Consider the following 16,501-nt stretch of genomic DNA (forward strand, 5'->3'; position numbering starts at 1 on the left):
TTTCCTAAGGTTGAGCGATCAGTTCCAGACAGAAGCGATTTCCGACTCGGTCAAATAACGAGATTCTCCCGGCTCAAGACCAGGGTCCAAAACAATATCGCCCACACGTTCACGATGTAACCCAACGACCTTATTACCAAGAGCTGCAAACATACGCTTAACTTGATGATATTTACCTTCGTGAATGGTCAACAAAACCTGTTGTTGATCTATGATTTCTAGCTGAGCAGGTCGGGTTAGATCTCGCTCACCGCGTAACTCAATTCCCTTCGCAAACTGCTCAGTATACTCGGCTGCAATGGGATCTGCGAGCCAGACACGGTAAGTTTTTTCACAATGATGTTTAGGTGACGTCACCCGATGTGACCACTGCCCATCATCAGTGATTAACACGAGCCCTGTCGTATCAACGTCCAAGCGCCCAGCAAAATGCAAGTCCCGTTGGTTAGCCTCATCCAATAACACAAAGGCCGTTTGGTTGAAGCTGTCTTCATGAGAACAAACATAACCTTGAGGCTTATGCAGCATAATATAACGAGGGCCACTTAAGGTCAGCGCTCTGCCTTGCCACTCAACCTGCGATAACTCGGTAACTTGACATGAACCACTTTTGCGAACAATACCATCGACCGTTACATCGCCACTTTTTAAAAGTTGAGTCGACTCTTTACGTGTGGTGCCGAGCGCATCACACAAAAATTTATCTAAACGCATGAATACCTCATCTGCTTGAAGTCAGGTATTATACAAGCCTCACTCAAAATAGTTGAACTATTTCACATAATTAATCCCTTGCCTTTATGTATACCTTACGACCTTATCAAGCGGATTCAGTCAAAGCCGTGATTCATTACTTTCGTCAGCACAGTACCCCTGCGGTGATTGTCCTCCCTACCGGTGCAGGAAAAAGCTTAGTCATTGCTGAATTAGCACGTTTAGCTAAAGGGCGAGTATTAGTTCTTGCCCATGTTAAAGAACTGGTGGAACAAAACCATGCCAAATATGAAGGCTATGGACTCACTGGCGGAATATTTTCGGCCGGACTAGGACGAAAAGAGAGCGAACATGCGGTGGTGTTTGCTTCCGTGCAGTCTGTGGTACGAAATTTATCGACTTTTCAACAACCATTTTCGTTATTAGTGATTGATGAATGTCATCGAGTCCCCGATGATAAAGACAGCAGCTATCAAAAAGTCATTAGCCACTTATTGACCCTCAACCCAAAGATGAAGGTGCTCGGTTTAACCGCAACCCCTTATCGACTAGGCATGGGATGGATCTATCAGTACCACACTCGTGGGCTCGTGCGCAGTGAAGAGCCACGTTTTTTCAAAGATTGCATTTTTGAATTACCGATCCACTACTTATTGGATGAAGGTTTCTTAACTCCAGCGCGTCTGATTGATGCGCCTATCCTCAGCTACGATTTCTCTCAGTTAAGCCCAACGACTAGCGGACGATACAAAGAATCTGAACTCGATCTGGTTATCGAGCAATCCAAACGCGCAACACCACAAATCGTTCAACAAATTATTCAGTTAGCGCACAACAAGCAAGGAGTAATGATTTTTGCGGCTACGGTTCGTCACGCCCAAGAGATCCTTAGTTTACTGCCTGAACAGCAATCCGCCTTAGTGATTGGCGATACATCATCACAAGATCGCGATCGGATCATCCAACGTTTTAAACAGCAAGAGATCAAATTTTTGGTCAATGTCTCAGTATTAACCACCGGCTTTGATGCTCCACATGTCGATTTGATTGCTATTCTAAGGCCCACCGAGTCGGTGAGTTTATACCAACAAATCGTCGGTCGAGGTTTACGTCTCGCGCCGGGAAAAACCGAATGTTTGGTGCTTGATTATGCGGGTAATCAGTATGATCTGTATCAACCCGAAGTCGGCGACCCGAAACCCGACTCTAACAGTGAAATCATTACTATTCCTTGTCCTGCTTGCGGCTTTAATAATAACTTTTGGGGCAAACTGGATGCGAACGGCTTTCTTCTCGAACACTATGGGCGGCGATGCCAAGGCTATTTTGAAGATAAAGAGACTGCAGAGCGCGAACATTGCGGCTACCGTTTTCGTGCCAAATATTGCAATCAATGCGGAGCCGATAACGACATCGCTGCGCGAATTTGTCACGAATGCCAAGCGACGCTAGTGGATCCGGATAAAAAGCTTAAAGAGGCATTGAGCTTAAAAGATGCATTAGTGTTTGCGTGTCTCACCATGACATTCAGCGTTCATAAAGATAGCAAAGGAAAAAACCATCTTCGAGTGACTTATCTTGGTGAGAATAACGCCCAAGTGCACGAGTTTTGGTCACTCACAACCCCAAAACAGAAAGCTATCTTTAAACAGCGTTTCGTTCGCCCCCATCTGGCCGATAAACATCGAGCATTTGACGCCGCATCACCGAGTAAAGTCGTCGATCATCAGCACCGTTTTCGACCACCGCAATTCGTTATCGCACAAAAAAATGGCCGATTTTGGGCACTGAGGGATAAAATTTTTGCCGATGAGCTCAGTGATTAACCACGCTGGTGAGTGCCTAGTATGAAGCCATCATTTTTATTGCTCATCCTAACGTAGAATGTTAGTATCCGCGCTCGTTTTGAGAGTGATTATTATCGCTAACGAAGCGCTACGACAGCACAAGGTCGCATTGATGCTGTCACACTTACTATTTTTTTACTAATTTGAGAGTAAATACTATGAAATTCAATGCAGTAGTGCGTACTGAACTAGGTAAAGGTGCGAGCCGCCGCCTACGTCACACTGGTCTATTCCCAGCTATCGTTTACGGTGGTGAAGCAGCGCCAGTATCTATCGCTCTAAAACACGATGATGTGATCAACCAAATGGATAAGCCAGAGTTCTACGAAGCGATTACTCTAGTTATCGACGGTACTGAAGTTAAAGTTAAGCCTCAAGACGTTCAACGTCACGTGTTCAAGCCAAAAGTTGAGCACATGGACTTCATCCGTATCTAATTCCCTACCAAGGAATTTGTTGGATAAAATCCAACCTTTTGCATAAATAAGATTTTTTGGCCTTACCATCCAAACCATCTAAAAATCAGAAACCCCGATGCTACCAACATCGGGGTTTCACCGTTTTAAGGGCTTCCTTTTAAAGCCCTACCCTTATATATCATCGCGTTAGCGGTTGTGCGAAATATTAAAGTAAGCGACCTCTTTTTTAAGTTCGTTAGCCAAACGATTTAACTCGTGCCCCGCATTTTCATTGGCTGCCATCAATTGGATCGACTCACTCGACATTGATGAGATTTGCCCCATCGCTGAAACTACCTCTCCAACCACAGCCACTTGATCATCCGTCGCTGAAACCACTTCTCGAATCCGATGAAGCGTATCTTTGGCTTGTTTTTCTATATTAATCAGTAGATCGCTGGCTTGCGCGGTTTTTTGATTACCCTCTTCGACCTGAGGTTGTGTTGCTTGCATGGCCTTAACACTGATCGCAGTTTGAGACTGAACTTCACTGATCAATGATTCAATTTGCGAAGTCGCTTCTCCGGTACGCTTAGCTAATTGACGCACTTCATCAGCCACTACAGCAAATCCTCGACCAGATTCTCCGGCTCGTGCAGCCTCAATCGCGGCATTCAATGCGAGTAGATTGGTTTGTTCTGAAATACCACTGATCACATTTAATATTCCACCAATATCTTTGGTCTTTGCTTCAAGTAACTTGACTTGTTCAACGGTTGAGTTGACCGTAAGAGCAATTTTTTCCATTTGTTTCGCGACCGAGAAGACTAATTCGCGCCCGTGATGCGCATTATTTGTCGTCATGACCGAATTACTTTCGGTTTGTTTAGCAATATCCGCGATTTGATCAATCGTATGACGCATATCTTCTAATCGTGAAAGCGTATCTGCGGTTAAATTTGATTGCTGCTTGGCCGAACTCAAAACTCGACTCGACCCATCAGAGACCTCTGAAACTTGACCAACGATCTTGGCTGAAGCTTGAACAATATTACTGACGATAGCCGTTAAGGTTAATGACATACCAGACAATGAATCCAAAATACTGTCTTTCGCTCGTTGCCCATAGCGGTGGATTAAATCCCCTTTTGATAAGCGTTTGATCGCCTGCTGGGCTTCATAAGGTTCACCACCCAATGATTGGCGAAAGCTTCTCTCAATAACGATGGCGACGAGTAATGAAATCACGATCGCCACTCCCGATAGCAGCAGCATTAAGTTTTGAAAACCGCTTGCTTCTTCACGAGCCGCGGGCGTCATCTGCTGATTCAACTCTTCTTGATAGTCAATAAACTGGTTGATGCTATTCAACCATTCAACAAATGCCGGACGAACCTGATCAAGGAGCGCTACATTCGCATTAATGTCTCTTTTCTTATCGCTAATGATCGATTGCACCATGGGTAAGGTTTTTTGCTGGATTTGATCAATACTGCGTAAGATAGCCTGCTCTTTCGGCGTAAATATCACGCCACTGGCGATCATTTTTTGCATGTTATTTTCAGAGTCTTGATAAAAACGCGCTAAGTTTTTTATTTCATTTTCTAGGGCGTTGAGTTCCGCATTATTTCGTGCAATGGCGATATCTCTAATCGCAATAGCGCGATCATGTACACTGCCCCGATAGTTAATCGCATAACGCTGTTTGAGTGAGTTGACATCGGTAATTTGTGACAAGGTATCATCAATCAAGTTTACTTTCTGAATACCGAGTATCGTCAATAACAACATTAAACAGACTAAAATGCCAAAGCCCAGTGCCAGTCGCGTTTTCACTTTCCATTGAGACATAAAGTCCATGGCTTCCTCCAAAAATAAGTATCAATAAATTATTAGTATTTCTTGTTATTAAGCTTGCTGATATTTAATGCAAAAAATAGGCTAAATGGGGTCAATACACCGATGTATCACACGTTCAGACAAAACAGTTTTTACTGTGTCGTACGCCGAATCAGCGCTGAACAGGTTGTACGTAACGCAAACTAAAAAGACCACTTTAGTCTGATTAGGTATAGTGAAATAAACACAGCAGCGCTAATCGAATCTACGTATTAATTTGATAGGAAAAAGTGATAATTAACCGCTCAGTTTTCTACTATGCACTTCAACTTATCATCAAAGTGAGTGATTGCACTCGATACTTATTGATTGAACGCTCAATTTTCAAACATTCTGTAACATCGTCGTCATCTAAAAGAGAAATAATCCAGCGTATTCTCGGTATTTTACTGCTCAAACACAGCAGTGATAGCGAGAGAGCCTCTTTCTAACGGTGGTTATCATTATGTTTAAATTGAACCAGTTCAACATTAGTACTCGCTTATTTTGCTTAAGTGCCTTACCCATCATCAGCTTACTGGTCGCACTTGGACTCTCATTTGAAGCCGCTCAAGAAAAAGATCGGCAATTCACGCGGCTTTATCAACAACATCTACTGCCACTGAGTGATATTTTGGCAACCCACTCTTTACTGAGACAAGAAGGTCTAGATGACTTAAGACGCTATCGCACCGGCTGGGCAAGTCAAAAAGATACCGTAGAAAAAATAGAACAGTTAATAAACCAAGTGGAAACCCACTGGACAGCTTATCAACGGACGCAAAGTGGTGTGCTCGACCCATTACGTCAACAAGCGGATGAACAATTGCAAAAAGCTATCGAACTTTATCAGCAGTGGATATCAAGGGCAGGCAGTGATGCAATTACGATCCGAATTCTCAACGAATCAACGTTTGGTAATGAAATTAATCAAGTATTAGTTCCGCTCGGTGACACACTGAATCAATTAGTTAACCAACAAATTAGTAAAGCCGATGACGTTCAACAAGAAGCAACGCTCTTGACGGCTAGAATGATGCATTTTTATCTCTTTGGTGGAGCCGCTTGGGTTATCTTGCTCATGGTACTCGGCTGGTTGATCCAACACTCAATTCAGCAACCATTACGCCAATTACGTAATAGCATTCAATACCTTGCTCATTCTTCTAATCTAACAACACAAGTAACGGTGCAAGGAAAAGATGAAGTTGCACAAACAGTGCAAGCGCTCAATACGATGGTTAATAATTTCTGTCACTTGATCATAGAAATTGAAAATAAAAGTGTCGATTTACACCAAAATGCTCAACGTATGCTCGCGGTAAGCGAAACGGTCGAGGACAAAGCAAATACGCAAAGTCGACAAACCGCAAGCGTCACAAAAGCGATGGATGAAATGGAGCAAACCATTCATGCGATCGGTGAACACACACAATACGCGCAAACTGTGATTGCCCAAGCGGAAGAATTTAGTTCGCAAGGAACAGATACCGTACAAAAAGCCAGCGCCGGAATAAAAAGCTTAGCGAAATCGATCGATGACTCAGCACAAATCATTCGTCATCTGCATAAAGAATCTACCGAAATATCCCAAGTATTAACCGTCATCCAGACCATTGCTGAACAAACGAATTTATTGGCTCTCAATGCCGCAATTGAAGCGGCACGAGCGGGCGAAGCAGGGCGAGGGTTTGCTGTCGTCGCCGATGAAGTGCGTAATTTATCAGGCAATACTGAACAAGCTACCCGTTCGATTAACGATGTGCTTTCTCGATTACAAAAGGGCGCTAATGACGCAGTCACGGCGATGCAATCGGCAAACCAACAAGCTTTAGTCAGTGTTGAATTTTCGGAACATTCTGAACAGGTTCTTAAACATATTCGTCAAGCCTTTGAAGAGGTTGCTCTGGTTAACCAATCGATCACTACGGCTAGTCATCAACAAGCCAGTGTCGCGAAGCAGACTAAAAGTATTATTTATCAGCTCGGTCAAGAAACTCATGGGCTAGAACAACAAGCAACACAGGCAAGAACAGTCAGTGAGCGATTAAGCGATGCTTCTCAACAGCTTGGGGGGAAAGTACAGCATTTTACCACCGTATAGGTACTCTGGGTGGAGCTCTTGACACTTTGGCCTTGATTCGCAAAGACTAAATAGTAATGCCCTCAAGTACAATATCGTACTTGAGGGCCGAAAAAGATCGGTTGATTGATAATGCCTGCAACGACTAAAAATGCATGATCGGCCAATCAGACACTAAGGCACGCGCTTTAAGCTGTTGGTTTGGATTAGTCGCCACTGGATGGCTGGCAAACTCAAGCATGGCAATATCATTATGTGAATCACTGTAGGCGTAGCAATCACCAGGGCTGATACCCAGCTCGGCCAACCAGCGATTAATCACCGCCACTTTTCCTTCGCGATAACTTAATGGGGTTCGCGCCTGTCCAGTAATGAGCCCTTGCTGTGTCTCTATCTCAATGCCAATCGCAGCATCAATCGCTAATAACTGTTGCCAAGGGCGCACCAAAAAATCCTCACTGGCTGAAACAATCACGACTCGACGTCCAGCTTGTTGATGCTCTCTGATCAATTGTTGCGCCATTGGATATAACTGCTTGAATAAATGCTGCTGCACAAACGCTTCCGCTGTCTGACTGACTTGCTGATACTCCCTACCGACAAGAGGAGCAAGGGTGAGCTTTAAATAATCATGCATATCCAGCACACCATGATCGTACTCAGCCATCATCTGTGCATGCTGATGATGCAATGCACTCTCTTTCAACCAACCTATCTCCGACATGTAATGCCACCACTGTGCAGAGCTATCAGTAGCAATCAATGTGTGGTCTAAATCAAACAGAGCCAGTTCCATATTTTTTCCTAATCGATAATCCTTTGTATAGGATGCCAAGCCAAATTGCTTTTGTATAGCGAGTCTAGCTTGGCCTTAGCCCTATATTAACTAATGTCTGTCATTGGAACTTCATCTTTCTTATTTATGGTTAAACCACATCCCATTGGAGTTAATCATGAGTCAGTTACCCCCTCTGAATGCTTTACGTGCATTTGAAGCCTCAGCTCGTTTAGGCAGTTTTACCAAAGCGGCCGATGAACTCAATGTCACGCAAGCTGCGGTCAGCCAGCAAGTAAAAATTTTAGAACATCATCTCAAAGCCACATTGTTTATTCGTGAAGCGAAAGGAATTCGACTGACGGATGCCGGACAAAGTTATCAACCCGTATTAAGCCAAGTTTTTCACTCATTACGGATCGGAACTGAAGACCTGTTTGGTGAGCGAGGTAATAACACCTTATCACTGCGTGTATCCAATACATTTGCTGAGCATTTCCTTGCCGCAAGATTGCCAAATTTTTTAAAAGATTATCCCCGCTTTCGAGTTCGGTTATACACCTCGCCATGGAGCCAATCTGATCAAAGAAGTCAGCCTGATATTGAAATATACAACGGTTATGGAGACTGGGATGGGCGTCAAGTCGAACGGCTAACTCATGAATACTGGCAAGTGGTGTGCCGCCCACAAGCCATAAACCATTACGGTAACGTCACTTGTGCCAAACAGTTATTAGATTGGCCACGCGCCGCGATTATTGGTTATCGAGAAACTTGGCTCGATTGGTTTAGCCAACAAGGTATCACTGAGATTGCCGATGCACCTTGCTTAGAGTTCGATACCACTACCCTAGCAATTCAAGCGGTTCGTCACGGTGATATTGCCTTACTGACGCGTAATTTTGTGGTCGCCGATCCTCTTGCTAAAGGTAGCCTCGTACTGGCGCATCCGGCGAGTATGACAACGACTGGAGGACATTATCTCGTGTGGAAAAAAGGCGATCATCGCCCCAAAGTATTGGCTTTTTGTGATTGGATTCGTCGTGAAGTTGCCAAGCACAATGCAACACAAGCTGATTTATTAGGGCTGACATAAGAAATTCTAGGTCATTTAACGCAATGGCGTAACGGTTTCGTCATCTAACTTGCTTAACGTACTCATAATGCATTCCACCACGAACATTCACCCAGAAAATATGTCATTAGGAGTTAACCATGTCAGCACGACACATTTTGGCCAAAGGAATACTGGCTCTCTCGGCAAGTTTTTCTTTTATGCTTTACGCAACCGAACTGACAGTCTATACCGCCATTGAGTCAGATGATTTACGAAAATACGCCGAGCGTTTCAATCAAGCTCACCCAAACATTAAAATTAACTGGGTGCGCGATTCAACAGGTGTCATTACAGCTCGCCTATTGGCAGAAAAAAACAATCCTCGCGCCGATGTAGTTTGGGGGCTGGCGGCAACCAGCTTAATGTTATTGCAAGATGAAGGGATGCTACTGCCTTACTCACCTAAAGGTGTCGAAAAACTATCGCCTAAATTTAAAGACCGCACTCAACCCACTCATTGGGTCGGTATGGATGCTTGGATGGCAGCCATTTGTTTTAATACTATTGAAGCGAAAAAACACAATTTGCCGATGCCAATATCGTGGCAAGACCTTACTAAACCGGTCTATCGCGGTCATATCGTGATGCCAAATCCAGCCTCTTCAGGAACCGGCTATTTAGACGTTTCTTCTTGGTTACAGCTGTTTGGCGAACAACAAGGCTGGGCGTTTATGGATAAGTTACACGCTAACATCAAAAATTATACCCATTCCGGATCTCGTCCTTGTGTCCATGCCGCTACCGGAGAAACCGCTATCGGTATTTCTTTTGCCTTTCGCGGCGCACGTGAAAAACAACGTGGTGCGCCCCTTGAGCTGATTTTCCCAACCGAAGGTGTCGGCTGGGATATGGAAGCGACCGCGATCATCGCGGGGACAAAGCAGCAACAAGCGGCTCAAACACTGGTTGATTGGTCAATCAGTCAGTCGGCGATGGAAATGTACAACGAAGGATACGCCATTGTTGCCATGCCCGGCATTGCTAAGCCCGTCCAATATTTTCCAACCAATGCAGAAAGCCTACTGATTGATAATAACTTCCAATTTGCAGCGGCTAATCGTGAACGAATTTTACGCGAATGGGAGCGTCGTTACGACGCTAAATCTGAAGCCAAATAATCGAAATAATGGTTAGGCAAGCAGCAGAGACTGATTGCCGCCTATTTACCCCTTTTATCCCAGCTTAGTTAAGGAGAACATCATGCGATGCCAAGGCAGCCAACTGGTTCTTGAAAAGATCAATAAATGGTTTGGTGAAACTCAAGTGCTAAATAACATTCACTTAACTATCCAACCTGGGGAGTTGATCTGTTTTTTAGGTCCTTCTGGGTGTGGAAAAACGACTTTATTGCGAATTATCGCCGGATTAGAGCAACAAAATAGCGGGACGTTATTACAAGGCCAACGTGACATCAGCACACTGGCTGTTAAAGAACGTGATTTTGGGATTGTCTTTCAATCTTACGCCCTGTTTCCCAATATGAGCTTGTTCGATAACATTGCGTTTGGTCTACGTTGCCAAAGCGCAGAAAGTCGCTTAATTAAACAACGGGTCAATGAGTTACTCGACTTAGTTGAACTCGCCGAGCATGCCCATAAATTTCCTGCACAAATTTCCGGAGGTCAGCAGCAACGTGTCGCTCTTGCGCGAGCGCTGGCACCTGCGCCAGGTCTATTATTGCTGGATGAACCATTATCCGCCTTAGATGCTAAAGTTCGTACCCATTTGCGGCATGAGATTCGCGGCTTACAAAAACGCTTAGGCGTGACAACGATTATGGTCACTCATGATCAAGAAGAAGCCTTAGCCATGGCGGATCGTATCGTGGTTATGAACCACGGTGTCATTGAACAAATTGGCACCCCAGAGCAAATTTATAACCAACCTGCCAGTGCTTTTGTTGCCCATTTCATCGGTCAAATGAATTTCATGACGCCGACACAAGAGAGTCAAATCCATCAACTTAGCGCGGTGCAACAAGCTTTGGCAACGCATAGCCATCCAAACCCAATTGATAAAACCCTACGTATCGCCGTAAGGCCGGAGCACGTTTCCCTCGTTGCAACTCATGAAAGTCATATTCAAGCACAAATCAATCATATCGAATTTATGGGGGCTTTTTTACGCTGTAGTTTAGTGATCGAGGGCATTTCAGAAGCGCTTTATGCAGATATCACTATCGGACTTGCTCAGAGGTTACAACTGCGTACTGGCGATTATGTGGGCGTATCATTACAGGCAAACAGCATTCACTGCTTTGCGGCATAGAAGTTAAACAAAGGAAAGCACCATGTTATCAACTAGGATGTCGCCGTCCAGATTCTCTTTCGCTTGGCCTCAAGAATGGCGAATCAGCGAGCGCTTTTGGCTAACCTGTTTATTAGCGGTCGGTCTATTATTTTTGAGTATCGTTTTATTGGGGCCATTATACGCGCTCTTTAGCCGCAGCCTAATGAATGCACAAGGCGAGTTTGTTGGGCTCGCTAATTTCGCAGCTTATATTTCATCGGGCGGGATCACTACCGCGGCTTACCATTCGCTTTGGGTGGCGTCGATGAGCACGGTCATCGTGATTTTCTTCAGTTTTATGGCTGCTTACGCTCTCACACGCACTCAATTACCGGGCAGCCATCTGCTGCGTCTTTTGCTAACGATCCCAATTTTAGCCCCTTCATTATTGCCGGCGATCAGCTTAATTTATCTATTTGGTAATCAAGGTATTCTCAAGTTTTTACTCGCCAACCAGACTATTTATGGCCCAATTGGTATTGTCCTTGGTTCGGTCTTTTGGACCTTTCCTCACGCGCTAATGATCCTCTGTACGGCACTTTCTCATGCTGACGCAAGACAATATGAAGCGGCAGCGAGCTTAAAATCCTCACCATGGCGCACCTTTTGGTCTGTCACTGTGCCTTCGGCTCGTTATGGCTTAGTCAGCGCCAGCTTTGTCGTCTTTACTTTAGTGATCACCGACTTCGGCGTGCCCAAAATCATTGGTGGTCAATTTAATGTTTTAGCAACGGACATTTATAAACAAGTGATTGGTCAACAACGATTTGAAATGGGCGCAGTGGTCGGTGTGATCCTGTTACTTCCTGCTCTACTCGCCTTTGCCGCCGACCTTTGGGTGCGCAAAAAACAAGTAGCCAGTTTAAATGCACGTTCAGTCCCTTATCAACCGCCACGTTCATGGCGTAAAAGTCTATTTGGCATCCTGTGTGTGGCACCAAGCGGCTTATTTATCCTGACGATTCTCGGGATGGCAGGGATGGCTTCACTGTTTACTTATTGGCCATACAATTTAGATCTCACTTTCGCCAACTATCAATTTGAACGTTTTGACGCTCATGGCTGGAAACCCTATCAAAACTCGCTGATGATGGCCTCAACGACCATGATTATTGGTACTACGGTCGTCTTTTTTAATGCGTGGTTAGTAGAGCGCACGCCACAACCGGCTTGGTTAGCCAGAATCTATCAGTTTGTGGCGTTACTACCGATGGCAGTACCTGGTTTAGTCTTAGGAATCGCTTATATCTTCTTTTTCAATCATCCAAGTAATCCACTCAATGTCTTTTATGGGGGATTAATGGTGATGGTATTATCAACGGTGGTGCACTTTTATTCGGTCGCACACTTAACGGCGGTAACTTCATTAAAACAATTGGATAATGAGTTTGAAAGTGTTGGCGATTCGCTTAAATCGAGTCGGATTCATCTCTTTTCGCGACTCATTTTGCCACTCTCTTTACCCGCGATGTTGGATATTGCGCTGTATCTTTTTGTTAACGCAATGACCACCGTTTCAGCCGTAGTGTTCTTATATGGCCCTCACTCTCGTTTAGCCTCTGTAGTGGTGATGAGCTTAGAAGAAGCGGGCGGCACTGCTCCTGCGGCGGCCATGGCCATGGTGATATTTTTTACTTGTGTTATCGCTAAGCTGATTCACAGTGCGCTGCATTATGGGCTATCTCGCTCGACCAGCCGCTGGCGAAATAAATAAACGTCGAGCATTAATACATCAAAAGCGCTCCGAAGAGCGCTTTTGATGATGCAGTACTGAGGTTATATCTCGCTATTCGTTACGCTTTTAACATATCGCGCGCAACCGCCTCAGCGACTTTAATCCCATCAATGCCGGCAGATAAAATACCGCCAGCATAACCAGCGCCTTCACCCGCAGGATAGAATCCTTGTAAGTTAATGCTTTGGAAATCTTTACCACGTTTGATACAGATAGGCGATGAAGTTCGAGTTTCTACGCCAGTTAATAGCCCATCATCCGAAGCAAAACCTTTGATTTGGCGATCAAAGGCAGGAATAGCTTCACGAATCGCTTCAATAGCAAACGCAGGTAACGCTTTCGATAAATCGGTCAGTTTAATACCGGGAGTAAAAGAAGGTTCAACATCGCCGAGAGCATTTGGCTCACGCCCAGCCAGAAAATCACCTATCGTTTGTGCAGGCGCATCATAGTTGGCACCACCCAATTGGTAAGCGCCCGACTCCAATTCACGTTGGAAACGAATCCCCGCTAATGGGTCACCAGGATAATCACGCTCAGGATCAATACCAACAACGATCGCACTATTCGCATTGCGCTCAGCACGAGAATATTGACTCATGCCATTCGTGACCACGCGCCCTTCTTCTGATGTGGCGGCGACCACGGTTCCACCCGGACACATACAGAAGCTGTATACCGTACGACCGTTTTTGCAATGATGAACCAGTTTATAATCGGCAGCGCCCAAAATCGGGTGACCCGCACTTGGGCCAAAACGCGCCTCATCGATCATCGATTGTTTATGTTCAATCCGAAAACCAACCGAAAACGGTTTAGCTTCCATATAAACACCGCGCTGATAAAGCATTTCAAACGTATCACGTGCACTATGACCAACGGCAAGTACAACATGGCGAGAATGCAAGACTTCACCATTGGACAACGTCACACCAGTGATTTTGCCATCTTGTTGATGAATATCATCCACTCGGGTGCTAAAACGAATTTCACCGCCCAGTTCAAGAATCGTCGCGCGCATTTTTTCAATCATGGTCACCAATTTAAAGGTACCAATGTGTGGCTTACTGACGTACATGATCTCTTCTGGTGCACCAGCAGCAACAAACTCGGTGATCACTTTGCGACCATAAAAGTTAGGATCTTTGACTTGACTGTATAACTTACCATCAGAGAAGGTCCCTGCTCCGCCTTCACCAAACTGAACATTCGATTCAGGGTTTAATGTCCTTTTGCGCCAAAAACCGAACGTATCTTTAGTCCGCTCACGCACTTCTTTTCCACGTTCAACAATGATCGGCTTAAAACCCATTTGTGCTAACACTAAGCCAGCAAATAAGCCACAAGGACCAAAGCCAATCACCACTGGACGCTCAGTCAAATCAGCCGGTGCTTGAGCAACAAATTTATATTCCATATCTGGTGTGATTCGAACATGAGGATCGTCACTCAACGTGGCCAATAACTCAGCTTCGTTCTCGACTTCCACATCTAAAGTGTAAATCAACTGGATATTGTTTTTTTTACGAGCATCATAGCCACGTTTGAACAGAGTAAAAGAGAGCACTTGCTGTGCTGGAATACGCAGTTTTTTGGCAATCGCCTCGCGTAGTTCGCCTTCTTCGTGTGTCAAAGGGAGTCTGATTTCAGTTAAACGTATCATGAAGTGATGTCTCGTATCGGTTGGTGTCTTAGCTAGAGCCATTAAGGCCCGGCTCACAATGGCGCGCATTTTACGAGAATTTGCCTTCTATGTCATACTAAATCCCGATTCAGCAAAGATTTGAGCGCATTGACCGTAACATTCCGTGCAGAGAATGTTGAATTTTGCCTTCGGATCCGTATTATGCCCCTTCTTCGTTTTTGACTGATTAAAGAGCAACCTGTTATGGCGTTTGTGGTCACCGATAATTGTATACAATGTAAATACACAGATTGTGTGGCGGTATGTCCGGCCGATGCCTTTCACGAAGGCCCCAACTTTATGGTCATTAATCCGATTGAGTGCATTGACTGTGGCCTCTGTGTACCGGAGTGTGATGCACAAGCGATTTTTCAAGAAGATGAGTTGCCCGACGACCAAAAGCTATTTATTGAGCTTAATGCCGAGCTGGCAGAAATCTGGCCAACACAAACCGAAGTCAAGCCAGCCATGGATGAAGCAGGTAAATGGAATGGTGTGCCAAATAAGCTCTCAATGCTAGAGAAATAGCCCGGTTACCTGATTTTGGTCTCGCACAACAACACCAGCTTAGCGCTGGTGTTTTGCTTTATACCCAAACAACGTGGAGTAGCCATATCAAATAGCAATAAGGTACACGAAAATAGTGATTAACTATGTTGACGACGCATATTATCCAAGATAATTCCTGTCGCCATCGCCACGTTCAATGACTCTGCTCCACCAAATGCCGGAATGGTAATTTTATCGGTTACCCATTGCGCAGCCGATTCGCGAATACCATGGGATTCACTGCCCATCAACAAAATACCTTGGGCACTAAAGGAAGTTGTATGGACACTTTCCCCCTCTAAAAACGCACCATAAACGGGTAAATTGGCTTGTGCCAAGTAATGCGGTAAATCCACCAAACTCACCTGAACGCGACCAAAACTGCCCATAGTTGCACTGATGGTTTTCGGATTATAAGGATCAGCGCAATCGACACTGGCAACAATATGTTTAATCCCATACCAATCTGCGACTCGAATAATCGTACCTAAATTACCAGGGTCAGAAACACCATCTAAAGCAATCATTAAACCTTGTGCTTTGGGGACTTCAATCTTCGGGATCTCGACCACTGCTATCGCGGCATTATTACTAACCAACGTACTGGCTTTGGTCAACTCATCCAATGATGCTTCAGTGCAAGTGTAACTCGCTACGTTCTCAGCATGTGAGTTTAGAAACTCTGCTGTGGCAAAAACATGCTGAACGTTGAATGCGCTATGGGTTAATTCAAGGACGTTTTTTTCACCCTGAACCAAAAATAAGCCGTGCGCTTTACGCTGTTTTTTTTGTCCTAACGCGCGCAGTAATTTGAGTTGGTTTTTTGAAATCATGATTTTATCCCAGATGAAAGCGCGCCGATTATAAAGTAAAGCGCCCTAGAGCTAAAGAGCGCTAGGGCGTTGTGGCAACAATCGTTACGAAGAAATTCTCTTTGTTTCTACTCTCTTTCCTATTTTTAACCATTTACCTAGTGCACGATAAGGCTGATATTTATCGTATAACCAGTTAAATCCTAAGGTATAAAAGAGGAAAAACGTAATAAAGACCGCTTCTAAAGCTAAGGTTTCTAATAACGACATTTGTAAAAACCAGCCAACAAAAGGAATCGTGATCAGTAATAATCCGCCTTCAAAACCCAGTGTATGACCAATCCGCATCATTAAACCACGTTGAATACGATCACTACCAAACCACTTATCAAAATACACGTTATAAATATAGTTCCATACTGTCGCGGTAACACTCAGGACGATACTCACTAACGCCATATCACCTGTTCCTTTACCAGAAAACCACGAAGCAAGGGGCACCATCATTAATAGTGCAATGATTTCGAAAACCACAGCGTGAAAAATACGCTCATTCCGACCCATGATGAATTACCTCAATTCAACTATTCAAGAGTCATCATTTTATCTACAATAAGGAT

At 44.5% G+C, this 16,501-nt stretch carries 14 protein-coding genes; 8 read left to right on the top strand and 6 right to left on the bottom strand.

Features of this window, described 5'->3' with window-relative positions; genetic code table 11:
* Positions 1–18: 18 nt before the first annotated feature.
* Positions 19–714, bottom strand: coding sequence for a 16S rRNA pseudouridine(516) synthase RsuA (gene rsuA / locus VIB_RS07685; RefSeq protein WP_004395387.1), 696 nt, complete (start codon positions 712–714; stop codon positions 19–21).
* Positions 715–800: 86 nt separating this feature from the next.
* Here rsuA and radD point away from each other — a divergent pair, with 86 nt between their 5' ends.
* Both radD and rplY read left to right on the top strand, forming a co-directional pair.
* Positions 801–2,540: a DNA repair helicase RadD gene (radD, locus tag VIB_RS07690; RefSeq protein ID WP_004395388.1), complete on the top strand. Its 1,740-nt coding sequence runs from the start codon at positions 801–803 to the stop codon at positions 2,538–2,540.
* Positions 2,541–2,719: 179 nt separating this feature from the next.
* Positions 2,720–2,998, top strand: coding sequence for a 50S ribosomal protein L25 (rplY, locus tag VIB_RS07695; RefSeq protein WP_004395389.1), 279 nt, complete (start codon positions 2,720–2,722; stop codon positions 2,996–2,998).
* Positions 2,999–3,166: 168 nt separating this feature from the next.
* On the opposite strand, the gene VIB_RS07700 is transcribed toward rplY, so the two are convergent.
* Positions 3,167–4,819, bottom strand: coding sequence for a methyl-accepting chemotaxis protein (locus tag VIB_RS07700; protein ID WP_004395390.1), 1,653 nt, complete (start codon positions 4,817–4,819; stop codon positions 3,167–3,169).
* A gap of 484 nt (positions 4,820–5,303) precedes the next feature.
* On the opposite strand from VIB_RS07700, the gene VIB_RS17050 reads away from it, so the two are divergent.
* Positions 5,304–6,941 carry a methyl-accepting chemotaxis protein gene (locus tag VIB_RS17050; protein WP_004395391.1) on the top strand — a complete coding sequence of 546 codons (1,638 nt, stop codon included), beginning with the start codon at positions 5,304–5,306 and terminating at the stop codon, positions 6,939–6,941.
* 124 nt (positions 6,942–7,065) lie between these two features.
* Here VIB_RS17050 and VIB_RS07710 read toward each other — a convergent pair whose 3' ends face one another.
* Entirely contained in the window at positions 7,066–7,716 is a 651-nt protein-coding gene (locus VIB_RS07710; RefSeq protein WP_004395392.1) for an HAD family hydrolase, read from the bottom strand.
* A 157-nt stretch (positions 7,717–7,873) separates the two neighbouring features.
* On the opposite strand from VIB_RS07710, the gene VIB_RS07715 reads away from it, so the two are divergent.
* From VIB_RS07715 to VIB_RS07730, 4 genes are all read left to right on the top strand, one after another.
* Positions 7,874–8,791, top strand: a complete 918-nt coding sequence (locus VIB_RS07715) for a LysR substrate-binding domain-containing protein (RefSeq protein WP_004395393.1) — start codon at positions 7,874–7,876, stop codon at positions 8,789–8,791.
* 119 nt (positions 8,792–8,910) lie between these two features.
* The gene (locus VIB_RS07720) at positions 8,911–9,930 is read left to right on the top strand and encodes a putative 2-aminoethylphosphonate ABC transporter substrate-binding protein (protein WP_004395394.1); all 1,020 of its coding nucleotides are present in this window, start codon (positions 8,911–8,913) and stop codon (positions 9,928–9,930) included.
* 82 nt (positions 9,931–10,012) lie between these two features.
* Positions 10,013–11,080 (top strand): putative 2-aminoethylphosphonate ABC transporter ATP-binding protein, encoded by a 1,068-nt coding sequence (locus VIB_RS07725; RefSeq protein ID WP_004395395.1) that lies wholly within the window; start codon positions 10,013–10,015, stop codon positions 11,078–11,080.
* 22 nt (positions 11,081–11,102) lie between these two features.
* The gene (locus VIB_RS07730) at positions 11,103–12,815 is read left to right on the top strand and encodes a putative 2-aminoethylphosphonate ABC transporter permease subunit (protein ID WP_004395396.1); all 1,713 of its coding nucleotides are present in this window, start codon (positions 11,103–11,105) and stop codon (positions 12,813–12,815) included.
* A 79-nt stretch (positions 12,816–12,894) separates the two neighbouring features.
* Here VIB_RS07730 and VIB_RS07735 read toward each other — a convergent pair whose 3' ends face one another.
* Entirely contained in the window at positions 12,895–14,499 is a 1,605-nt protein-coding gene (locus VIB_RS07735) for an NAD(P)/FAD-dependent oxidoreductase (RefSeq protein ID WP_004395397.1), read from the bottom strand.
* A 225-nt stretch (positions 14,500–14,724) separates the two neighbouring features.
* On the opposite strand from VIB_RS07735, the gene fdxA reads away from it, so the two are divergent.
* Positions 14,725–15,048 (top strand): ferredoxin FdxA, encoded by a 324-nt coding sequence (gene fdxA / locus VIB_RS07740; RefSeq protein ID WP_040904355.1) that lies wholly within the window; start codon positions 14,725–14,727, stop codon positions 15,046–15,048.
* Positions 15,049–15,167: 119 nt separating this feature from the next.
* On the opposite strand, the gene VIB_RS07745 is transcribed toward fdxA, so the two are convergent.
* Both VIB_RS07745 and VIB_RS07750 read right to left on the bottom strand, forming a co-directional pair.
* Positions 15,168–15,902: an RNA methyltransferase gene (locus VIB_RS07745; protein WP_004395399.1), complete on the bottom strand. Its 735-nt coding sequence runs from the start codon at positions 15,900–15,902 to the stop codon at positions 15,168–15,170.
* 84 nt (positions 15,903–15,986) lie between these two features.
* Positions 15,987–16,445 carry a PACE efflux transporter gene (locus VIB_RS07750; protein ID WP_040904357.1) on the bottom strand — a complete coding sequence of 153 codons (459 nt, stop codon included), beginning with the start codon at positions 16,443–16,445 and terminating at the stop codon, positions 15,987–15,989.
* Positions 16,446–16,501: the final 56 nt, after the last annotated feature.

The organism is Vibrio metschnikovii CIP 69.14 (assembly GCF_000176155.1).
GTDB classification, from domain to species: Bacteria; Pseudomonadota; Gammaproteobacteria; order Enterobacterales; family Vibrionaceae; genus Vibrio; species Vibrio metschnikovii.